Here is a 21,419-nt window from a genome sequence, read left to right on the forward strand (position 1 = left end):
CCTCTACATTTCTAGTAACTTATCAAAAAGTCATCCGAAGATAACTTTCTTTCTTATTCTGTTTTTGATGGACGTTTTCCTGCAGCAATTGCATCTGCCTCTGTCATCTCAACAACGTTGGCTTTATTCGTTTTTGGAGGCATTCTATCCTTACTATACCAATAAACTTTTGATTTCCCATGGTTTGCAACATAGACAATTCTATCTTGCTGTTGAGCTTTGGTTTCAGCTTCACGCGCAGCTCTTTTTTCTTCTTCTTTTTGAGAAATTAACGACTCAACTGCACCTATTCTATCAAGCAACTCTGTCTTTTTATCATTATTTTCAATCTGATTAACTGTTTCTTTAGCAGACTTCACTTGACTCGCATCTTGACTGTCTTCTAATTGTTTGACTAAGGTTTCACCTTTTTCTAGCAACTCCTTTGCAGCTTTTTCTTTGGCAATTCTCTCTTCTTCTGCTTTTTCTTTAGCTTTTTTCTCTTCTTCGATTCGTTTTGCTTCCTCTATACTAGATGAAGTATCAGTGGTTGAAGCTGTCGAAGTAGTTGATGTCGCAGTCTGCTTAGTTTCTGACTGAGAAGATGAAGTTTTCTTTGAGACTGTTGGAGTTTGAAGAGCAACTGCAACAAAACTGACAACGAAAAGTCCGATCATTAAATTTCTTTTTCGAATATCTGGTGCTTTCTTTACAAAATACCAAATACCAATTCCGCTCAAAACAAGATAGAGAGTAGGAAGAGCAATCAATAAAATGATTCCCAGCAAGACTAGGCCTATTTTGATAAAACGAATTCTTTGTGAATCCTGCTCCAGCCATTTTTTAATTCTGTTCATATCCTTATCCTAAATTCCCTTTACTCTCCCAGCTGACCACTGTAAGCGATAATCTGATCAACTGTGTCAGACAAGAATTGGATGGTATCACGAAGGGGTTTATCCGTTGAAATATCCGCTCCGATAATCATGGCTGACTCAAGCGGTGTCTTACTTCCACCTGATTTGAGAAGATTGAGCCAGTCTCTAGCTCCGTTCTCAGAGTTTTTCAGATGAAGGTAACCAGCAGTCGAGATGACTAGTCCAGCAGAGTAAGTGTAACTATACAAGCCCATGTAATAGTGAGCTTGGCGCATCCAAGTCAGAGCTGCATCATCATCAATCTCAATGGCATCTCCCCAGAAGTCTGTCAAGACTTCCTTCATAATGCTGTTGAGCTTGCTTGCTCCAAAGGTCTCCCCTTCTTCAATCAATGTATAAACCTTACGCTGGAAAGCTGCTTCCAAGAGGTGGGTGATGAAATTATGGAAGTAGGTGTCTGTCAAGCGATGGGCAAGAGCGAAGCGTTTTTGACGCGGGTCGTTAGACTGGTGCTCCAAGTAGTCACTGAGGAGCAATTCATTGAAGGTTGATGGCGCTTCTACATAGTAGGTCGACATGTGGGCATTGAAGTAACTTTGGTGGTTGTCAGAAAAGATGAATTGACCAGAATGCCCAATCTCATGAATCAAGGTATAGACATCGCTCAAACGGCCTGTCCAGCTCATGAGGACATAAGGGTGCACGCGATATGGATCCGCCGCATAACCACCAGAATCCTTGCCACTGTTAGCAGCAAAGTCTACCCAGCGTTCTTCTTGATAGCGAGCAACTTCCTGACAATATTCTTGTCCCAAAGGTTCTACTGACTTCATGACCAAATCATAGGCGTCGTCAATGCTAACCTCTGGGTTAAGAGCACTGTCCAAATCCAATTTCCAGTCAGCAAAGGTCATCTTTTCAAGACCATTCACCTTGGCAACATGCTTGAGGTATCTCTGAGCAACTGGCGCAAAATCCTTCATGATGAGGTCAATCTGGCGATCAAACATGGCACGATCTACTTCCTGCTCAGCTAAAAGATAATCAAAAACTGAGTCATAGCCTTTCATATCTGCCAAGAGTTTTTCAGACTTGACTTGAGCTAGATAGGCTGCTGCAGCTGTATTTTGGTGCTTACGAAGTCCTTCTGAGAAGGAACGGAAAGATTTCTCACGAACCTCAGCGTCCTCGTGGTTTTGGTAGAAATTCTCATAAGTCACAAAGCTGTTTTTGTAGGTTTTGCCATGAGCTTCAAAGTCAGCCATTTCAAAATCTCCAGCTCGCATCTTAGTATAGATGTCCTGTGGACTGTAGAAAACTTCACCGAGATTGGTCAAAGCCTTCTCTACATCTGACCCGAGATAGTGGGCTTTTTTGATTTTTGCCTGACGAATGGCAGCTGTTAAATATGGCAGTTCACCCAAACGATCCAAGACTTCCTCATCTTCTGCTACCAAGGCATCATCAAAGAAGGTAAGAGCTACGCTGGCATCTGTTTCAAATTCCATCCCAGCTTGGGCAATATTAGCAAAATCCTCATTGCTATAGTCTGTCGTCTGAGGCATGAAGGCATAATTGCCGATATGACTCATCTGGATATAGATTTGTTCCAATTCTGCAAAGGCCTTTTCAAACTCCTCAAACGTATGAAGATTGCCCTTGTAGTCACGGCTAAATTGATTGATGTCTTCGCGAGCCTTCTCGATTGCTCGCAAGAAATCCTCACGGTCTTGGTATAGGGCGGTTAAATCCCAAAGTTCCTTTTCTGAAAATTCTGAACGGTGTTTTTGTTCCATTTTCTTCCTCTTATTTCTCTAATTCTAATAAAACACTAAGGGCTGATAAGGCGTAAAGCGGCGCTGTTTCTGCTCTTAGAATGCGAGGACCAAGTCCTGCAAGAACTGCTCCTTTGGCTTCAAAATTTTCGATTTCTGCAGGTGATAGACCACCTTCTGGACCAAAGATGAAGAGCAACTTGGCTCCTTTTTCAAGACCAGAGACTGCTTGGATAAACGCAGCGGTTTCTCCCTCTTTTGCTGATTCTTCATAAGCCACCACAATTGAGTCAAACTGGTCAAACTGAGCTAGAAAATCTGCTTTTTTCTCGAAAAGCTGAATACTTGGAACGATATTACGCTTGCTTTGTTCTGCCGCTCCAAGGGCGATTTTTTCAAGTTTTTCAACCTTTTTGCCCAATTTCTTGCCATCCCACTTAGCAACTGACCAGTCGGCAGGGAATGCCCAGATTTGACTGGCTCCTAGTTCCGTCACTTTTTGAGTGATGAACTCAAGCTTGTCTCCCTTGGGAAATCCTGATGCGATGGTTACTTGAACTGGCAGTTCCACATTGTCAGCTAATTCTTCGAGCAATTCAAACTGACGATTTTCCACATCCAACACGCGCGCCAAACGCTTGATACCATCCTCAAAGACCAAGGTAACCTTATCACCTTCTTTCAAGCGCATGACCTGAAACATGTGCTTGCTGGTTTCCTTGTCCTCAATGGTGACAGGGGAGATAGGACTGCCTTTGACAAAATACTGCTGCATGTTAGCCTCCAATCACACCGGAAATATCCTTGGTCTTCTTAAAGACACAGGCATTCCATTCCCCTTGCATCATGTGGGTTTCAAGGAAGAAACCTGCCGACTCAGCTGACTCACGCACCATATCCCACTTGTCCTTAATAATGCCACTCATGATGAGATAACCTTCGTCCTTTACCAAACGATAGGCATCGTCCGTCAGATGGATGAGAATATCCGCCAAGATATTAGCCACAATGACATCTGCTTCAATCTCCACACCCTTGAGCAAATCTCCAGCAGCAACATGGATGTTTTCCATGCCAGGGTTGAGCTCGATATTTTCCTGAGCGACACGAACCGCCACGTCATCGAGGTCATAGGCGAAGATTTCCTTGGCACCAAGCAGCGAGCTGGCAATAGAAAGGACACCTGATCCAGTACCCACATCTAGCACCGTTTCACCACCACGAAGAACCTGCTCCAAGGCGAAGAGGCTCATCTTAGTAGTTGGATGCGTCCCAGTCCCAAAGGCCATACCAGGATCCAGTTTGATAATCTTTTCTCCCGCAGTCACCTCATAGTCTGTCCAAGACGGCACGATGGTCAAGTTATGAGTAATGCGAGCTGGTTCATAATATTTCTTCCAGTTGTCTGCCCAGTCTTCCTCAGCCAAGGCAGTCGTGCCCATCTTGACCTCTCCTAGATCCATAAAATCTGTTAATTCTAGGAGACGAGCCTGTAAATCTGCCTCAACCACTGCTACATCAACCGTATCAGGATAGTAGGCGGTCACTACGATTTCTTCTTGTTGCTCGACCTCTGGGAAAATCTCACCAAAACGGTCGACATTCCCCACATAGTCCATGCTGTCTTCGATCGCAACACCTTGGGCACCTAACTCAATCAAGAGATTGGAGACCAGCTCCTCTCCCTCACGCTTCACTGTAACTTTTAACTCTTGCCATGTTTCCATTTTGAATCTTCCTTATTCTTCTTAAATTCTTCAATCACATCTGTATAATGTTCTTTCATTGCACTATGAATCTGCTGTTTAAAAATACCAAACGTAAGATAATAAACAAATAGAACAATTCCTGCAAACAGTATCAAAAATAAAAAATATACTGAGAGGGGCAGTACGAGACCTCTACCACTCAGTAAGGGTATAACAAGCATTAATACCCAAATAACAGCCATAGAAATCCCAGCTACTTTCGTGCCACTTTCTCTCTGCTTCTTTAACTTTAAATATTCCATATAGATGAATGTAGCTTCTTCTCTAGAATATTGTCCAGTTTTTAGTTTGCGTTTAACTTCCTTATTTAACGTCGTTGTTGCAATTGCAAAAATCATTTTACTTCCTCCAAATAATCCCTCACTCGCTCCTGCAACTGGGGCACGACCTTATCTGAGCCAAAAAACTCCTCAGTGCTCATCATTCTATATCCCTGTCCTTCATCGCCAAAGACGATACTATCAAACTGTTCCTGCGTTAACTTACCAACTAGAAAGACGGATTCCTTCCCCTCAAAAAGCATACTTGGGTACACCTTACTCCAAAGCAGACAATCCTCAGTCAGATGAATTCCCAGTTCTTCATAAACTTCACGCGCCGCGCACTCAAAAGGACTTTCATCGCCTTCTCGCCCGCCACCTGGCAATTCCCAGGTATTAGGGTATGGAATGTTTGATTTGTCATCACGTAAGATAGTCAAAAGCTTATCACCACAAAAGAGGGCAATTTTGCAACCTGTGAAATCAGAAATTTCTATTTCCATATTAGACTCCTTCGGATAATTCTTTCTCCAATTCTGCTAACCAGTTTTCATAATAACGTTTCTCATCCCGCACCAAACGGCTGGTCACCATGTTTTGTCTAGCAATTTTTATAGCCTTGTCAGTCTGATCCATATCTTTCTTTACCAGAAATTGATACCAGGCTTGCATTATCTGCGTATCTGCCATTTTTAGAGATAAGAAGGACTTGACTCCTCGATTACTTGCATATTCCTCTGCTTTCTCATGATCCCTTTCAAGCAAGGCTATTTGAAGAAGGTATAATTGAGAAAGAGTTTGAGACATTGGGTTATCTGTTTTATCTAATAAAGACTGAAAGTGTTTTTTGGCAGTCTCTATCTGACCATCGAATATGAAAACTAGTCCCTGAAAAATCTGAATGCTTTCTGCAAAACTCCCTCTTGCATCCTCATCAACAGGCATGATAAAGTCTTTCAAATCATATTCTTGAGGAGCTAGCAAGGTCTGGGCAGAATGTCTCAACACCGAGTAGGCGTATTTCCTATTTTCAGGCTGTTGTAGCAATTCCCAGATTTTCGCTCCATCGGTAATCCCAACCGGCTTAGCATTGATGAGAAGAAAAGATAGATTTAGACAAATCCAAGTAGCCGCAAAATACCAGCTTCTTGTCAAAAATCCATACAATAGCGCCAATAAAATCAAGCTAAGATGAACCATCAAACCGCCTGCAAGCATCAAGATGATTCTTTGATCGCTTTCATCTTCTTTTAATCCAATATACTGAGCACCAACATTTTTCAGAACGGCTGTTCGACTCAGATGAAACCTGCCTGACTTTTTGGTCAAAAGAAAGTTTCCTAATCCAAAAGCCACCAGGCGATAGCCTGTCAGATAACCACAAAATGCGTGCCCCAGCTCATGAAGGATAAATATCAGATAAATGCTGAAAAAAGTAAATAGGTAGCCTGGAATAAAAACTAAAGAAAAATCTAACTCTTTAAAGGCAATCGTCCCAAAAACAAATCCCAGCATTAAAAAAACAAAGGACAGACCGGAAATACAAGACAAGACTATTTTCTTCATATACTTTCTCCCCTAGTCTCTAGTATCTCGGATAAGGATAAAACTCTCCTTCTTCCAAGCCGACTTTTCCTTCTTCAAAGACTTCTTGGTTCCATTCCATGACGAACTCTTCTGCTTCTGGGTCTTCCAAAAAGTCCATGAGCGCATCCAGCCCAACCTCTGCAGTGTCTTTGAGGAATAGCGCAAAATAAGCTAGAAACTCACGAGAAAAACCTTTTTTAGGTAGGTAAGGGATAACTGTCAAATAGTCTTCCTCATTGACTGTTGACTTGGCAGGATTGTAGAAAAGGACTGCTTCTTCAAAGAGGATATCGTCTGATGATACCTCTCCGTCCTCGTCCACCATCTCCACACCTGCAGCGTTTTGTGCTTCCAAAAGAAAACTCACTTCTACCGCATGGTTGCGCTTGTCCCAACTAATCTCAAAGTCAAAGGGAAAGTTCTTCTCCAATTCTTCCTCTAAAACATCTAAAAATCCGTATGTTGCCATTTTGTCCTCTTTCTATGCGACTCTTTAATCGCCCCGATTGCTCGGAAATATGCTAAAATAGATACTACCATCTTACCACATATACATCAGAAAATCCATGTTAGAAAGGACTGCTATGCCAGACAATCTCGCGCTTCGCATGCGCCCCAAAACCATCGACCAGGTCATCGGTCAGGAGCATCTAATCGGACCTGGAAAAATTATCCGTCGCATGGTGGAAGCCAATCGTCTGTCCTCCATGATTCTCTACGGACCTCCAGGAATCGGAAAGACCAGTATCGCCTCTGCCATCGCTGGGACCACCAAGTATGCCTTTCGGACCTTCAATGCGACGGTTGATAGTAAAAAGCGACTGCAAGAAATCGCCGAAGAAGCTAAATTTTCTGGAGGGTTGGTCCTACTACTGGACGAGATCCATCGACTTGACAAAACCAAGCAAGACTTTCTACTTCCCCTCTTGGAAAGTGGTCTGGTCATCATGATTGGGGCGACGACTGAAAATCCTTTCTTTTCTGTCACTCCAGCCATTCGTAGCCGTGTTCAGATTTTTGAGTTAGAACCCTTGTCCAATCAAGATGTCAAAGGAGCGATTCAGATAGCTCTATCTGACCCTGAACGTGGCTTTGATTTCCCAGTTGAATTAGATGAGGATGCACTGGATTTCATCGCGACCTCTACAAATGGAGACCTGCGTTCTGCCTTTAATTCACTAGACTTAGCCGTTCTCTCTACTCCCGAAAATGACAAGGGTATCCGCCATATCACGCTCGATATCATGGAAAATAGCCTGCAACGAAGCTATATTACCATGGACAAGGATGGAGATGGACATTATGATGTTCTCTCTGCTTTACAAAAGTCCATCCGTGGCTCGGATGTTGATGCCAGTCTCCACTACGCGGCCCGCTTGATTGAGGCTGGGGATCTTCCTAGTCTCGCTCGTCGCTTGACCGTTATCGCTTATGAAGATATCGGTTTGGCCAATCCTGAAGCTCAGATCCATACTGTAACTGCTCTAGATGCTGCTCAAAAGATTGGCTTCCCAGAAGCTCGCATCCTCATTGCCAATGTCGTGATTGACTTGGCCCTTTCTCCAAAATCCAACTCAGCCTATGTGGCGATGGACAAGGCCCTTGCTGACCTCAAAACATCAGGTCATATCCCCATTCCACGACACCTGCGTGATGGTCATTACAGTGGAAGCAAGGAACTGGGCAACGCCCAAGATTATCTCTATCCACACAACTATCCTGGAAATTGGGTCAAACAAGACTACCTGCCAGAAAAAATAAAAGACCAGCACTACTTCACTCCGGAAGATACTGGCAAATACGAACGAGCCTTAGCGCAACGCAAGGAAACCATTGATAAATTACGGGACTTGTGAAATCCTTTTCAAAAAAATAAATTTTCCTCTTGATTTTTTTTGAAAAAGTGGTATCATATAAACATAGAAACGCTGTGGTGTACGACTTCACACTTAAGTGTTGACCGACTATTTTTTGTATTATTAGGGAAACAAAAGTCTTCTAACAGCATGTAGGCCGTCTCACACGGAAACAGCTTCAGTTAGAGCGAGTTGCCCACCTGCTTAATTGCGCGGGTTCAATACAAACCGTGAAGTTTCGGCACCAATACAGCTTTTTCTTTGCCTCCTTAGCTCAGTTGGTAGAGCAGTAGACTCTTAATCTATGGGTCGCAGGTTCGAGCCCTGCAGGGGGCATCTAAATACAACAGGAAAAGCCTTGGAATCAGGGCTTTTTTTGTGTCCTCCCTACTTATGTCCCATCAACAGATGCTCAAGATATATTTTGTGTGTAAAAAAATTCTTTTGCTCCTCTACGAAAAACAAAAAAGCTATCCTACCTTTGCAAATTTGGATAAGATAGCAGAATATTTTAATGCAACTCCAACCCAACTCTTTGGAACGAGTAAAGAGATTGAGTTAGAAAAGAGTGTTCTTGAATCTAATGAATACTCTGATAAAGTAAGTGAAATCTTAAAAGCTGTCAAATACATCGAGCATTTCCTACATACTGATGGACCGTACTTAGAAGATTTACTTTACCTAACAAGAGGCAACCAACTATACACAGAAGATGGAAAAGAGTTGTATATTGATCCAACTTCTCAGAAAAGAACACTTCATACCCAATATGAACCTGGTTTTATTGAAGCAAGAGATAAATCTCCACTAGAGCTCTTAATTGAAAATAAGGAGCTATTAGATTAAATAAAAAAAGCGAGGATATCCTCGCTTTTCTATTGTAAAATCTTATTCTTCATTATCAATCATCAAACACTCCGCCTGTAAGCTGGTACGTGAGGTAAATGTGCTCCAAGGTTTTGACAATTCGCGTCACATGAAGTTATTTAAGCATCTTCTTTTCTTTTATTACCATTTTCTGTTATAATAAATTTTACTTCTAAAATAGAAAGGTCTTAAGATGACAACTCTTATTAAACATAAACGTGTAGAATTTTCAGAACTTTTTTATGACTTAGTTTTTGTTTTTGCAATTTCAAAAGTAACTACTTTAATTGAGCATCTTCATAACGGTATTTTGACTTGGAATTCTTTCCTTGATTTTTTCATGGCTGTTTTGGTTCTCACTGATTCATGGATGATTCAAACCGTTTATACCAATCGCTATGGAAAGAACTCTTTATTTAACATGGTAATCATGTTTATCAAAATGGGACTTTTACTCTTTATAGCCAATATGATTGGACCTGATTGGCAACAATATTTTCATTATCTTTGTTGGGCTGTTGGTACATTAACCTTTACCTTATTTTTACAATATTTGGTTGAATTTTTTAGAAAATCAACCGATAATGTTGAACGGGAAAGTATCAAAGGTTTTCTATGGATAACAGGTCTAGGAAGTTTAGGAGTCTATCTAGCAGCTCTTCTTCCTATTTACGTTGGAGTCTCTGTCTTATTTGCTAGTATTCTGCTAACATTTATTATGCCAATTATCTTGCTTAGTAAAGATAAGCATTACCAGGTAAATCTCCCCCATTTAATCGAGCGCATCTCCCTTCTTGTCATTATTACGTTTGGAGAGATGATTATGGAGCTAGCTAACTTCTTTACAATCGAGAATTTCTCGATTTATTCGGTTCTTTATTTCATTATTATGCTTTCTCTGTTCTTGTTTTATTTTGGTCAATTCGACCATGCTATTGATGAAGAATCTAATCAAAAGGGACTATTTCTAATTTACAGTCACTATCCTATTTTCATTGGACTTATTATGATGACCGTTTCGATGAGTTTTCTTCTGAATCCTGAAGCTAATCTTCTCTTTGCAACCATCTTCTCTTATATCGGATTTGGCCTCTTCCAAGTTGCTGTCCTAGTAAATGGGCCCTGTAACAAACACTATCTTCGCTATTCGAAAAGTTACTACTGTGTCCAAGCGACACTCTATCTGGCTGCCTTGATTCTCTCTTTAATCTTTGCTTCTAATCCTATAATAGTAGTGAGTATTACAACCATTTTAGCTCTAGCTATAGCCATTCATTTTATTTATTTTTATATGACACAGAATAAAAAATATTCCAAATCTAACTGGGAGTTATTTTAATGAGTTTATAACATAAAAAAAGCTTTGGGAACCAAGGCTTTATATGATATCAATCACCGACCACGAAAATGTTTAGCTTACAGAACTGCTAGTGGAGCTCTAGAGGATGAGTTCGAGTAAATGTTGCACTTATTCTTGCAATTTATCATTTACTTGATGCACGAACTCGATATTTTTTTCGTTAATTTGTTTTTGCCCCACTTTTGCCCCATTTTTAAATCCTGACATTGAAAATACCTAAAAGTATTTCCCTAAAATCAGCTATAATTCAACATTTTTGTTTATTTTCAATATGAAAAGTTCTTACAAATTCATGCAGGGGGCATCTAAACAACAGGAAAAGCCTTGATTTCAAGGCTTTTTTTTGTTGTTTTGAACTAAGAAATGACAAGATTTTTAGGATATTTTGAGTCTAATATAGATGAAATTCTTTTCTTATAAGAAAAAACGCTATCTAGCGTTTTTTGTTATTCTTAGTTACTCGTCTAATCGAATAAACATCATTGCGTTAAGCAAAGAGATGAGAGCGACTGTATTGACATTATTGGAATAAATCAGTCTCTTATTTTCAATCGGAGGAATAATAAAATTAGAAATAATGATGTCGTAAGGTGATTCTTTTAGAGACTCAAGTGATAACTCTAATTCACTCCAAACTTCCAGTTCAAAATTGTTACTGCAATAGTAAGAAAGTGTCTCTGCTACTGATTTTGCATGATACTGATCAAAATTACTCATAACCAAAACCTTTAATTTAGGTTGGTTTTGTAAAAGATTTAGCACTAAGTGTTTGCTATGGGTGATAAAAGTATAGGTCAAATGATTGACCTTCATTGAACTACGGTCCATATCCAAAGCCTCTAGATAGTGTTCAATCCCTTCCTTCACCTCTGAAACGAATCGAGGGAAAATATTTTGAAAGTTCTTGATTGTATTGCCTTTTTGATCAAATAGGATAAACTCTGTCGATAATTCCTGGCGATGCAGATGTGCTGTATTATGCAGATGCCAAATCAGATTATCTCTATTGTCTACTTGGAGATTATACTCTCTTGATACCTGATCTACTAGATCGCCCAATAACTGATACGATTTTTTTACATAGCTGTCTGTTTTTGCATGGTTCAGAAATACTTCTTCATCTATGAAAAACATTTTTTGAAAATAGGATACAAACAGTTGACTTATCACTTCTTTATTCAGTGAGATATGATATTCAGAATTAAAGCTCGCTACAATCTCTTCGATTTCTTCTGCCTGCATGAAAGATTCTAACAATTGATTGTTAAAAGAGTCTCTCTCAACTTCCATGAAATGACCAAACTTTATACGATATAAATTTGTAACCAGAAGTAATTTTAACATTCTGTGAGTTGATAAATTCATCGGGAAAGAAGTTGCTTTATAGACTAATTCCAATAATTGAGACAAGGGTTCTTGAGAAAAATCTTCAAAAGGCCATTCAAGGAAATAATATTTCTCTGAAAAATACTGGGCAAAAAAGTAACGGATATCAATCTCATTTCCAGTGATTCGAACTGGATTGAGGCTAATTTCAAAACGATATTGTTTCTTAATGATTTTATTAATATGACTGATGATACGGTAAAGAGAGGAAGAACTGATATAGAACTCTTTGCAAATATTCTCTTTATCACATCCTTCATTAAAGAAGATAAATTCTAATATTGAAAAGTGAGTTGAATGCTTAAAAAAATGATGATAGATCATTTCAATATCACTATCGTCGGTATTAATGATACGGATGCCGTTTGTTGAGGAATGAAATAGCAAGTCAGGAAAGGAAGACCTGACATGGGATAAGTCATTTTTTACAGAACGTTCTGTACAGTGCAATAATTCTGCTAGTTCTGAAATATGAAACCAGCGTTTGTTTTCAAACAGTAATTCTAATAATTCTAATTGTCTGTGACTTTTTTTAGATAATAAATCTCTCATGGATAGCTTTTCTCTCTTTATAATAAACTGAAGGATTGTCTTTCAATCTTCATGCAATTATACCACATGGAGTCCATTTATCCTCTTAGAACGACTTTTGCTTGTCATAAAAAGACTAGTCTAATCCCTTAGAAACCCAGTAGCATCAAGATTTTCTTATTTATTTGTATCTAAAGTGCATTTTTACGGTACGTAATTCAAGACAAACTATTATGTTTCCAAGTTGAGATAGTATATAATTAGTTCAATCAAAGAAATTGACTCTTTGATTTAGAAATAGAAAAGGAGGATACACTATGTTGTGGTCCATTATTGTAGGAGGTCTTATTGGTCTCGCCGCAGGTGCAATCACTAAAAAAGGTGGTTCAATGGGATTGATTGCAAATATCTTTGCAGGTCTTATCGGTTCATCTGTAGGGCAATCACTTCTAGGAAGCTGGGGACCTTCATTGGCTGGAATGGCTATTATTCCGTCAATCGTAGGTGCAGTGATTGTTGTTGCAGTCGTTTCATTCTTATTTGGTAAAAAATAAGCATTACCTAGTAAGAAATTAAAAGTGATAAGCCATAATTTTGAATACTGTAGACGGGTAAAATTATGGTTTAAAGCTTTTCAATTGAAAGGATTTAATATGTCAAAAGCAAAGAAAATACTGTTACTTATTTTCTGTATCTTAATCTTGACTATTTTCCTTCCTATTCTCATAGATTATCATCAGGTCAGTGATTTAGATATCCACTTATTCAGTTGGAGAGAACTCTACGCTGAATTCCTGATTGCTAGATATGTCTTTTGGGGGACACTTGTCCTATCTGTTTTAGTTTTAATTTCAATGTTAGTGATACTCTTTTATCCTAAGCAATATCTAGAGATTCAATTAGAAACTCAAGAAGATACATTAAAACTAAAAAATTCAGCTATCGAAGGCTTTGTTCGATGTTTGGTTATTGATCATCAGTTGATGAAAGAACCAACGGTCCATGTAAATAGCCGCAAAAATAAATGTTTCGTTACTGTAGAAGGTAAAATTCTTCCTTCAGACAACATCTCAAATCGATGTCTAGTCATTCAGAATGAAATAACTCATGGATTAAAGCAGTTCTTTGGTATTGAACGTGAGGTAAAACTTGAAGTTAAAGTAAAAGAAGTTGAACCTCAAAAAACGACCAAAAAGACTGTTAGTCGTGTAAAGTAAGGAAGTAAAAATGGAATGGTTTAAAAAATACCAGTATCCAATCATTGCAGGTTTAGTAGGTGTCATTCTCGCTTGCTTTATCTTATCCTTTGGCTTTTTCAAAACACTATTTGTACTAATTTGTGGAGCCTTAGGAGCATTTGCTGGATACTATGTTAAGGAAAAATATTTAAATAAATAAAGGAGTCTCGTATGTCAAACGTAGATAAAAATGTAGAAAAAAAAGATGTCGCTGTTGTTTCTCAAGATGTTAAAGGGGAACTCACTTATGAAGATAAAGTCATCCAAAAAATCATTGGTCTTTCACTTGAAAAAGTACCTGGACTTTTGGATGTGGATGGAGGATTCTTCTCTAATCTAACAGAAAAAATTATCAATACAGATAATGTCACTCATGGTGTCAATGTTGAAGTTGGGAAAGAACAAGTAGCAGTTGACTTGAACATTGTTGTTGAATACCAAAAGAATGTTCCAGCTTTGTACAAAGAAATCAAAGATGTTGTCGTATCACAAGTTACAAAAATGACTGATCTAGAAGTTGTTGAAGTCAATGTGAATGTTGTTGATATCAAAACGAAGGAACAGCATGAAGCAGATTCAGTAAGCCTCCAAGACCGAGTAACTGACGTGGCTTCTTCAACAGGAGAATTTGCTTCAGAACAATTTGAAAAAGTGAAATCTGGTATCGGTTCAGGTGTTGCTGCTGTTCAAGAAAAAGTAGGCGAAGGTGTTGAAGCCGTTAAGGGCGAAGCAAAGGAAAATGCTCGCGTACACTAATTCATCTGGTCTAAATCAATCAATTTAAAGGAGGCAAAATCATGTCAACAGAAGAAAAATTAAACCAAGCAAAAGGTTCCATTAAAGAAGGTGTCGGCAAAATGATCGGCGATGAAAAAATGGAAAAAGAAGGCGCAGCTGAAAAAGTTGTTTCTAAAGTAAAAGAAGTTGCTGAAGATGCTAAAGACGCTGTCGAAGGCGCTATTGAAGGTGTTAAAAACATGCTTCACAAAGACGAAAAATAAGGCTAAACGTTAATTGACCTTTTTATCTATAGTAGTCAAAAAGAGGACCGCAAATGTCCTCTTTTTTTTGTAGATTGGATTCTAAACGCGCTTCCCATTTTTCGTTAAAAGAAATTTTTAATAGGAAAAGCTCTGGTTTCAGGGCTTTTTTACTTGTTTAAAATAATAGTTCCCTTTTAAAGAAAGAAAATTTAAAAGCTTGCACACTACTAGACTAGCTTATTTATCCACCACTTGAGCCTCAAATTGGGCTGGTTGATTGTCTACATTGGTAATGGTGATCGTGTAGGGTTTGTTATTGGTGGCATCAAACACTTTTTCACCTTGGTAACTCACAACAACTCCATCTTTTTCTAAATAAATATCTGCTTGGTTGTTTGGAAGTTCTTCATCCTCCTTGTCGAAACCATGGCTTTTTATAATTTTTTGTCCCTCTACTTCATAGTAAACATCACCATTACTCTCACTCCAAACACTAGAGCCAGTTAATTTAATTTTACTTGAATCGTTTTTCTTCAAGATGAAGAGTGAATAGTATTCCAAATCTTGTGTTCTGGGATTTACTCTTAAGTTGACAGATTGACCTGGTTGAAGAGTGTATTTGCCATAGTTCAAAACTGAAAAGACAAACCAAACTAGCAGCAAACTATACAAGACTCCTATAATCATTCGTGAGCGCCTACTTTTAAACAAACGTAAAAGTAAGACAAAAGAGACAATAAAGAGCAATTCTGTAAACATTTTATCCCCCCTTTCTTATCATCGTTGACATCCTGAACAGAGTCTCGCGTTTATTTCTCACTAGTAACATCAACCATACAAAGTCTGATACATCTTATCTAGAAAAGCTTTCAACTCTTTTCGAACAATCTTTAATAGGCGTTCTTCTTCGGCTTGAGAGATGTTCACTCTCTCATTTATATTTTTTTCATTTGTTTGAAAATAGGCGCTAGAAACTATATCAAAGTTCTTATCCAATTCATATAGTACACTAGTTATTTTACCATCTATCTCTATTTCAAAATAAGCAGTAACCCCATTCCGTCCAGGATGCGATATTTTCAAATCGACGTCTCCTTTTATCTCTATGGAGTCAATCCCTCCATCCAAGCGAATAGCTCCATCGGGAGGAATGACATAGCCCGCTTTACGGATGTCAGACGCATATTTTTCTGATGCCATCAAACGTTGTAAGACGGCTATATTGTCCCTCTCTTCAAAGAAAGCCTTTAATTGCATATGTTCTTGGTGGTTTTGATACTGAAAATAAAGAGTGATACCAACAACTAAGGCAAGTGCAGAAGCAAGCAAGATTCGTATTTTTCTAGGTCTCGACATGTTTATCTCCTCTATCTAAGAAATCATAAAAATCTTGTTCCCGGCTTTGAAAGGTAACTGCCTTATCCTTGGATATCCTTGGGACTCTAGCCCCAAGTAACTTCTATTTACATTTTTTCATGATGTATTTTCGTACAGGTTCTTCAACCATTTGAACGATTTCAAATCCTTCTTTTTGGTAAAGATTCTGAGCTGCTTGATTTGCCTCGTAGACATTTAGAGAAATAGTTTCTATGTCTTCATTTTCAAAGGCCAAACTAACAAAATTCCTTAAAGCCTGTCTACCTAAGCCCTGTCTCTGTTTCTGGGGCTTGATAAAAAATCTCCCGATATGAAGATTTCTTTCCTCTAGCCTGATTTTCTGGATAAGCCCCACAAACTCTGGTCCAACAAAGATTGAAAAAATTCCTTCCAAATCTTGCAAGACTTGAATGGTCAAGGGAAAAGGAATCTTTGTTCCCATCCATTGTTCTTGAAAGGATTTTCCGAGGGAGTTAGACCATTGGCATACGAGCTGAGCATTTTCTGTGCTCATATTTTCTTCAAAACGAATCATCATCTTGACCTCACCATCTTATCAATGTTTCTTTATTATACTACTTCTCTTATTTTTTACGAATAGATAAGTATGATTGATCTTTATTTTTTTCTTGTTGGGAGCATTCTCGCTTCTTTCTTGGGTTTGGTCATTGACCGATTCCCTGAGCAATCCATTATTCGACCAGCTAGCCACTGCGATTCCTGTCAGACTCGCTTGCGTCCCTTAGATTTGATTCCGATTATCTCTCAAGTAATTGGTCGCTTTCGCTGTCGCTACTGCAAGGCTCGCTATCCATTCTGGTATGCCCTCTTTGAACTCGGCTTAGGAATCCTCTTTCTAGCTTGGTCTTGGGGCTGGCTTTCCTTAGGTCAAATCATCCTCATCACTGCTGGCTCAACCTTGGGCATCTACGACTTTCGCCATCAGGAATATCCCTTAATGGTTTGGCTAACTTTCCACCTAATCCTCATGGCTTTCTGTGGCTGGAATCTGGTTATGATTTTCTTCCTTGTCCTCGGAATCATGGCCCATTTTATCGATATTCGCATGGGCGCAGGGGATTTTCTCTTTCTGGCTTCTTGTGCGCTCGTCTTTAGTGTGATAGAGTTGCTCATATTGATCCAGTTCGCTTCTGCGACGGGGATCCTAGCTTTTCTCCTGCAAAAGAAAAAGGAAAGACTTCCTTTTGTGCCTTTCCTCTTACTTGCTGTTTGTTTGATTATTTTTGGTAAGCTACTGCTTGTTTGATAAAGTCCTCAATCGGCTCTCCTTGGTGGAGAGCTTTTACAATTTTCGAACCGACAATAACGCCATCTGACACCGCATTAAAGCGTTCTACATCTTCTTGACTAGACACACCAAAACCTGTCAAGACTGGGATGTCAGCTACTTGATGCAATTGCGCCAAGTGCTTGTCCAAGTCTGCACGGTAATTTCCTGATTTCCCTGTTACCCCATTGATGGCAACAGCATAGACAAAGCCTTCAGCTCCCTTGATCAACTCTTTTTGACGCTCGAGTCCTGTTGTCAAGCTAACTAGGGGAATCAAGGCAATGTCTGTATCTGCCAAAAAGGGCTCTACAAAGTTGGCATGCTCATGAGGCAGATCCGGGATAATCAAGCCCTTAACCGCTGTATCTGCCAAATCTTTGACAAATTTCTCCACACCGTACTGAAAGATGGGGTTGAAGTAGGTCATGATGACCAGTGGCACTTCAGTCTGAATGGTTTTCAAGGTTTCAACCAAAGCCTGGGTAGAAGTCCCATGAGCTAGACTGCGCAAACCTGCTTCTTCGATCACAGGTCCATCTGCAACAGGGTCTGAAAAGGGAATACCCACTTCAATAGTTGAAACACCCAAATCTTCTAAAAAGTGGATTGTTTCAGCGAGACCATCCAAACCTTTCTCATGGTCTCCAGCCATGATATAGGGAACAAAAATTCCTTTTCCAGTTGCTTTGATAGCATTCAATTTTTCTGTTAGTGTCTTAGGCATGGGCTTCTCCCTTCTTTGCTGCATCAGCTTCCAAGCGGTCTTTGACTTGGACCACATCCTTGTCCCCACGACCGGATAGGCAGACAATCATCGACTTGTCTGGTCCAAGTTCTTTGGCTAATTTCACTGCAAAGGCAATGGCGTGGCTAGATTCCAAGGCTGGGATAATTCCTTCCACACGAGACAAGAGTTGGAATCCTTCCAAAGCTTCCTCGTCTGTCACAGGAACATAGCTGGCACGTTTGATATCGTGGTAGTGAGAATGTTCTGGACCGATACCAGGATAGTCCAAACCTGCTGAGATAGAGAAGGCTTCAAGAATTTGACCATGGGCATCTTGGAGCACATCCATGAGAGAACCGTGAAGGACACCTGGACGACCCTTGGTCAAGGTAGCTGCGTGGTGCTCCGTATCCACACCTAGTCCTGCTGCTTCAGCTCCATACATAGCCACTGACTCGTCTTCCACAAATGGATGGAAAAGGCCGATGGCATTCGAACCCCCACCAACACAGGCTACTAGGGCATCTGGTAGATTTTCACCTGTCAAGTCACGGTACTGTTGTTTGGCCTCTCGACCGATGACACTTTGGAAGTCACGAACGATTTCTGGGAAAGGATGAGGGCCCAAGGCAGAACCAAGGATATAATGGGTATCATCGATATTCGCTACCCATGAACGAAGGGCTGCATTGACCGCATCCTTGAGTACGCGCGAACCATCTGTCACGGCCTCGACCTTGGCTCCCAAAAGCTCCATGCGGAAGACATTAAGGGCTTGGCGCTTGACATCTTCCTCACCCATGTAGATGGTACATTCCATGTTAAAGAGGGCTGCAGCTGTTGCAGTTGCCACACCGTGCTGACCAGCACCAGTTTCAGCGATAATTTTCTTTTTACCCATGCGTTTAGCCAGAAGAACCTGTCCCAAGGCATTGTTAATCTTGTGGGCCCCTGTATGGTTGAGGTCTTCCCGTTTGAGATAGATCTTGGCGCCACCGATATGCTGGGTCAAGTTTTTTGCGTAGTAAAGAGGCGTTTCACGTCCTACATACTGGCGTAAGAGCTGATTTAATTCCTCTTGGAAACTTGGGTCTGCTTGACTTTCACGGTAGGCCTTTTCCAACTCCAAAACTGCTGTCATTAATGTTTCTGGGACAAAACGTCCACCGAATTTTCCGTAAAATCCATCTTTATTTGGTTCTTGATATGCCATGCTTTACCCTCTCTATAAATCTTCTAATCTTTTCATGATCTTTTTGTCCATCTGTCTCCACTCCACTTGATACATCTACTGCATAGGGAGTAAAGTGTTGAATTGCTTTTACTACATTGTCTTCATTAAGCCCACCTGCGATAAAGAAGGACTGAGCAAGTTCTGCTGTATCCAGTTGGCCCCAGTCAAAGGTCTGACCACTCCCTGCCACAGGCGCATCAAAGAGTAGATAGTCTGCCCGAGAATTGGGGACATGCCCATCTCCATCTACCTGCACAGCCTGAATGCTGGCACAAGGCAAATCCTCAAACAAACCATCTGCTACCTGACCATGAACTTGTACCAAGTCCAAGCCAACTTTGTCAATCGCTTCTAGCAATTGAGCTCGACTTGGTGAAACAAATACACCAACCTTTTTAACGTTGACAGGAATGAGCTTTGCCAGCTCAGCAGCCTGTTCCAAGGTCACCCGCCTTTTACTAGGTGCGAAGACAAAACCGATGTAATCCGCCCCTGCTGATACGGCTGTCTCTACCGCTTCTTTGGTTGATAATCCGCAAATTTTAACCTTTGTCAATCTGCAACTCCTTAATTCTCTGGGCTACATCTTCTGCCTGCATGAGAGCTGTCCCAACTAAAATTCCGTTAAAGTAGGGTGCAACGCGTTTTGCATCCTTCCCTGTGAAAATAGCAGATTCAGAAATGTAATAACGATCTTCCTTAAAGTGCTGGGCCAAGTCTACACTGGTTTGTAAGTCGACCTCAAAGGTTGTCAGATTGCGGTTATTGACTCCGATAATCTGAGCACCAAGTCTGTGAGCAACTTCCAGTTCAGCAAGATTATGAGTTTCCACCAAGACTTCAAGACCAAGCTCTGTCGCATAGTCATAAAGTTCCTTGAGGCGTTCTTCGGACAAGGCTGCCACGATGAGCAAGATGGCTGTTGCGCCAGCATTACGAGCACGGATAATTTGCTTTTCGTCGATGATAAAGTCCTTGTTGAGCGTTGGAATGTTTACCTGACTAGAAATCTCACGCAAATAATCCAAATGCCCTTTAAAGAAAACTTCATCTGTTAAAATCGAAGTCATCACTGCTCCATTTGCTTCATAAGTCTGGGCCTGTTGCACAATATCCACATCGAGATTGATATCTCCCAGACTAGGGCTAGCCTTCTTGACCTCAGCGATTACCTGTAAACGGTCCTGGTGATTCTTCAAAAATTCTGCCAAGCGATAAGTCTGGCGCAAGGGCTGGATTTCCTCCAGCTCCATTTGCTCGACCTCACGCGCCTTCTGCTCCAAAATTCGTGCTAAAAATTCCTGACTCATTTTTGATACTCCTGTAACAGTCTGAGTTTTTCAAGTGCCTTGCCACTAGCAATCACTTGACGGGCCAAGGCAACCCCCTCCTTGATGCTAGCTACCTTACCATTAGCATAGAAACCAAGACCAGCATTTAAAACTGTCGTTTCCAAGAATGGACTTGGTTCGTTTTTAAGAACGCTGAGCAAAATTTCTGCATTTTCCTGAGCATTTCCTCCTCGAATGTCTTCGATAGCGTAGCGTTCCATCCCCAAATCCTCTGGAGTGAAGCTGGACAAGGTGATTTCGCCATTTTCAAGAAGAGCAATATTGGTTGTTCCGTTCAAGCCAGCTTCATCCAACCCTTCTGGTCCAGCAACCACGATGGCACGTTTGCGACCCATATTTTTCAAAACCTGAGCGGTACTTTCTAGCAGTTCTGGACGACTAATGCCAAGAAGCTGTGTTTCCAAGGCCATTGGGTGAATCAGTGGACCAGTCAAGTTCATGATTGTTGGAATTCCCAATTCCAAACGTGCTGGCATGATGTATTTCATAGCTGGATGCATATTTTTAGCAAAGAGAAAGACGATGCCAGTTTTATCAAAAACCTTACCTAGTTCAGCTGGTTTGAGGTCAAGATTGATGCCCAATGCTTGAAGGACATCTGCAGAACCCGATTTAGAAGAAATCGAACGGTTACCGTGCTTAGCCATATGAATGCCGCCACCAGCCAAGACAAAGGCTGCAGTTGTGGAAATGTTAAAGCTGAAAGACTTGTCCCCACCTGTACCACAGTTATCCATAGCATCATGGATTTCAGTTGGAATGTGTTGGGCATGCCCTCTCATGACTTGTGCAATGGCTGTGCGCTCCTCCGGTGTTTCCCCCTTCATCTTAAGGGCCAAGAGGAGAGAAGCAATCTGCGCTTCGGTTACACGCCCAGTTACGATACGCTCAATGACATCCGTCATTTCCACACCTGATAAATTTTCAAATTTTGCTAGTTTTTCAATAATCTCTTTCATCCTAGTTTCC

The 21,419-nt window shown here is 40.5% G+C and carries 26 protein-coding genes and 1 tRNA gene; 10 read left to right on the plus strand and 17 right to left on the minus strand.

Annotated features, from left to right (window positions below):
* Window positions 1-53: 53 nt before the first annotated feature.
* Genes E7Y33_RS08295 through E7Y33_RS08330 form a run of 8 tightly spaced genes read right to left on the minus strand, consistent with a single transcriptional unit; the run spans window position 54 to window position 6,717 of the window.
* Complete coding sequence (locus E7Y33_RS08295; protein WP_139690201.1) at window positions 54-836, minus strand: deoxyribonuclease; 783 nt, start codon at window positions 834-836, stop codon at window positions 54-56.
* A 20-nt stretch (window positions 837-856) separates the two neighbouring features.
* The gene (pepF, locus tag E7Y33_RS08300; RefSeq protein ID WP_139690202.1) at window positions 857-2,653 is read right to left on the minus strand and encodes an oligoendopeptidase F; all 1,797 of its coding nucleotides are present in this window, start codon (window positions 2,651-2,653) and stop codon (window positions 857-859) included.
* 10 nt (window positions 2,654-2,663) lie between these two features.
* Window positions 2,664-3,407: a 16S rRNA (uracil(1498)-N(3))-methyltransferase gene (locus E7Y33_RS08305; protein ID WP_139690203.1), complete on the minus strand. Its 744-nt coding sequence runs from the start codon at window positions 3,405-3,407 to the stop codon at window positions 2,664-2,666.
* Between the two features lies 1 nt (window position 3,408).
* Window positions 3,409-4,359 (minus strand): 50S ribosomal protein L11 methyltransferase, encoded by a 951-nt coding sequence (prmA, locus tag E7Y33_RS08310; RefSeq protein ID WP_139690204.1) that lies wholly within the window; start codon window positions 4,357-4,359, stop codon window positions 3,409-3,411.
* Window positions 4,338-4,739 (minus strand): hypothetical protein, encoded by a 402-nt coding sequence (locus E7Y33_RS08315; protein ID WP_139690205.1) that lies wholly within the window; start codon window positions 4,737-4,739, stop codon window positions 4,338-4,340. Before E7Y33_RS08315 ends, prmA begins: the two co-directional genes overlap by 22 nt.
* Entirely contained in the window at window positions 4,736-5,164 is a 429-nt protein-coding gene (locus E7Y33_RS08320; RefSeq protein ID WP_139690206.1) for an NUDIX hydrolase, read from the minus strand. Before E7Y33_RS08320 ends, E7Y33_RS08315 begins: the two co-directional genes overlap by 4 nt.
* 1 nt (window position 5,165) lies before the next feature.
* Window positions 5,166-6,227, minus strand: coding sequence for a site-2 protease family protein (locus E7Y33_RS08325; protein ID WP_139690207.1), 1,062 nt, complete (start codon window positions 6,225-6,227; stop codon window positions 5,166-5,168).
* 19 nt (window positions 6,228-6,246) lie between these two features.
* The gene (locus E7Y33_RS08330) at window positions 6,247-6,717 is read right to left on the minus strand and encodes a DUF3013 family protein (protein WP_000257122.1); all 471 of its coding nucleotides are present in this window, start codon (window positions 6,715-6,717) and stop codon (window positions 6,247-6,249) included.
* Window positions 6,718-6,832: 115 nt separating this feature from the next.
* Here E7Y33_RS08330 and E7Y33_RS08335 point away from each other — a divergent pair, with 115 nt between their 5' ends.
* The 4 genes from E7Y33_RS08335 to E7Y33_RS08350 all read left to right on the plus strand — a co-directional run bounded on the left by E7Y33_RS08335 (window position 6,833) and on the right by E7Y33_RS08350 (window position 10,310).
* The gene (locus tag E7Y33_RS08335) at window positions 6,833-8,104 is read left to right on the plus strand and encodes a replication-associated recombination protein A (RefSeq protein WP_139690208.1); all 1,272 of its coding nucleotides are present in this window, start codon (window positions 6,833-6,835) and stop codon (window positions 8,102-8,104) included.
* 263 nt (window positions 8,105-8,367) lie between these two features.
* Window positions 8,368-8,440, plus strand: a tRNA-Lys gene (locus E7Y33_RS08340).
* A 57-nt stretch (window positions 8,441-8,497) separates the two neighbouring features.
* A complete protein-coding gene (locus E7Y33_RS08345; protein ID WP_237665657.1) occupies window positions 8,498-8,950 on the plus strand; it encodes an XRE family transcriptional regulator in 453 nt (150 codons plus the stop codon).
* A 214-nt stretch (window positions 8,951-9,164) separates the two neighbouring features.
* Window positions 9,165-10,310, plus strand: a complete 1,146-nt coding sequence (locus E7Y33_RS08350) for a low temperature requirement protein A (protein WP_139690209.1) — start codon at window positions 9,165-9,167, stop codon at window positions 10,308-10,310.
* Between the two features lie 477 nt (window positions 10,311-10,787).
* Here the strand turns inward: E7Y33_RS08350 and E7Y33_RS08360 are convergent, their stop codons facing one another.
* Complete coding sequence (locus tag E7Y33_RS08360) at window positions 10,788-12,269, minus strand: AcpB/EbpR/MafR family transcriptional regulator (protein ID WP_139690210.1); 1,482 nt, start codon at window positions 12,267-12,269, stop codon at window positions 10,788-10,790.
* 296 nt (window positions 12,270-12,565) lie between these two features.
* Here E7Y33_RS08360 and E7Y33_RS08365 point away from each other — a divergent pair, with 296 nt between their 5' ends.
* The 5 genes from E7Y33_RS08365 (at window position 12,566) to E7Y33_RS08385 (ending at window position 14,487) form a co-directional block, all read left to right on the plus strand.
* Entirely contained in the window at window positions 12,566-12,802 is a 237-nt protein-coding gene (locus E7Y33_RS08365; protein ID WP_033630119.1) for a GlsB/YeaQ/YmgE family stress response membrane protein, read from the plus strand.
* 99 nt (window positions 12,803-12,901) lie between these two features.
* Window positions 12,902-13,465: an alkaline shock response membrane anchor protein AmaP gene (amaP, locus tag E7Y33_RS08370; protein WP_139690211.1), complete on the plus strand. Its 564-nt coding sequence runs from the start codon at window positions 12,902-12,904 to the stop codon at window positions 13,463-13,465.
* Between the two features lie 10 nt (window positions 13,466-13,475).
* On the plus strand, window positions 13,476-13,646 hold the full coding sequence (locus tag E7Y33_RS08375; protein ID WP_000454669.1) for a DUF2273 domain-containing protein: 171 nt from the start codon (window positions 13,476-13,478) through the stop codon (window positions 13,644-13,646).
* An 11-nt stretch (window positions 13,647-13,657) separates the two neighbouring features.
* Window positions 13,658-14,242 carry an Asp23/Gls24 family envelope stress response protein gene (locus E7Y33_RS08380; RefSeq protein WP_000072931.1) on the plus strand — a complete coding sequence of 195 codons (585 nt, stop codon included), beginning with the start codon at window positions 13,658-13,660 and terminating at the stop codon, window positions 14,240-14,242.
* Between the two features lie 41 nt (window positions 14,243-14,283).
* Window positions 14,284-14,487 carry a CsbD family protein gene (locus E7Y33_RS08385; RefSeq protein WP_000102420.1) on the plus strand — a complete coding sequence of 68 codons (204 nt, stop codon included), beginning with the start codon at window positions 14,284-14,286 and terminating at the stop codon, window positions 14,485-14,487.
* Between the two features lie 219 nt (window positions 14,488-14,706).
* Here E7Y33_RS08385 and E7Y33_RS08390 read toward each other — a convergent pair whose 3' ends face one another.
* The 3 genes from E7Y33_RS08390 to E7Y33_RS08400 form a co-directional block, all read right to left on the minus strand.
* The gene (locus E7Y33_RS08390; protein WP_202612950.1) at window positions 14,707-15,228 is read right to left on the minus strand and encodes a hypothetical protein; all 522 of its coding nucleotides are present in this window, start codon (window positions 15,226-15,228) and stop codon (window positions 14,707-14,709) included.
* Window positions 15,229-15,297: 69 nt separating this feature from the next.
* On the minus strand, window positions 15,298-15,825 hold the full coding sequence (locus E7Y33_RS08395) for a thiol-disulfide isomerase (RefSeq protein WP_139690213.1): 528 nt from the start codon (window positions 15,823-15,825) through the stop codon (window positions 15,298-15,300).
* Window positions 15,826-15,928: 103 nt separating this feature from the next.
* Complete coding sequence (locus tag E7Y33_RS08400) at window positions 15,929-16,384, minus strand: GNAT family N-acetyltransferase (RefSeq protein WP_139690214.1); 456 nt, start codon at window positions 16,382-16,384, stop codon at window positions 15,929-15,931.
* Between the two features lie 69 nt (window positions 16,385-16,453).
* Here E7Y33_RS08400 and E7Y33_RS08405 point away from each other — a divergent pair, with 69 nt between their 5' ends.
* Window positions 16,454-17,113 carry a prepilin peptidase gene (locus E7Y33_RS08405; RefSeq protein WP_139690215.1) on the plus strand — a complete coding sequence of 220 codons (660 nt, stop codon included), beginning with the start codon at window positions 16,454-16,456 and terminating at the stop codon, window positions 17,111-17,113.
* Here E7Y33_RS08405 and trpA read toward each other — a convergent pair.
* The 5 genes from trpA to trpD are packed head-to-tail and all read right to left on the minus strand — an operon-like array spanning window position 17,085 to window position 21,409.
* On the minus strand, window positions 17,085-17,861 hold the full coding sequence (trpA, locus tag E7Y33_RS08410; RefSeq protein WP_139690216.1) for a tryptophan synthase subunit alpha: 777 nt from the start codon (window positions 17,859-17,861) through the stop codon (window positions 17,085-17,087). The genes E7Y33_RS08405 and trpA overlap by 29 nt on opposite strands.
* The gene (trpB, locus tag E7Y33_RS08415) at window positions 17,854-19,077 is read right to left on the minus strand and encodes a tryptophan synthase subunit beta (protein WP_044020333.1); all 1,224 of its coding nucleotides are present in this window, start codon (window positions 19,075-19,077) and stop codon (window positions 17,854-17,856) included. The genes trpA and trpB overlap by 8 nt, the downstream gene beginning before the upstream one ends.
* Window positions 19,055-19,654, minus strand: a complete 600-nt coding sequence (locus E7Y33_RS08420) for a phosphoribosylanthranilate isomerase (protein ID WP_139690217.1) — start codon at window positions 19,652-19,654, stop codon at window positions 19,055-19,057. The genes trpB and E7Y33_RS08420 overlap by 23 nt, the downstream gene beginning before the upstream one ends.
* Window positions 19,641-20,408, minus strand: a complete 768-nt coding sequence (gene trpC, locus E7Y33_RS08425) for an indole-3-glycerol phosphate synthase TrpC (RefSeq protein ID WP_139690218.1) — start codon at window positions 20,406-20,408, stop codon at window positions 19,641-19,643. The genes E7Y33_RS08420 and trpC overlap by 14 nt, the downstream gene beginning before the upstream one ends.
* A complete protein-coding gene (gene trpD / locus E7Y33_RS08430) occupies window positions 20,405-21,409 on the minus strand; it encodes an anthranilate phosphoribosyltransferase (RefSeq protein WP_139690219.1) in 1,005 nt (334 codons plus the stop codon). Before trpD ends, trpC begins: the two co-directional genes overlap by 4 nt.
* Between the last annotated feature and the right edge of the window lie 10 nt (window positions 21,410-21,419).

The organism is Streptococcus oralis (assembly GCF_006175905.1).
Taxonomy (GTDB): domain Bacteria; phylum Bacillota; class Bacilli; order Lactobacillales; family Streptococcaceae; genus Streptococcus; species Streptococcus oralis_BG.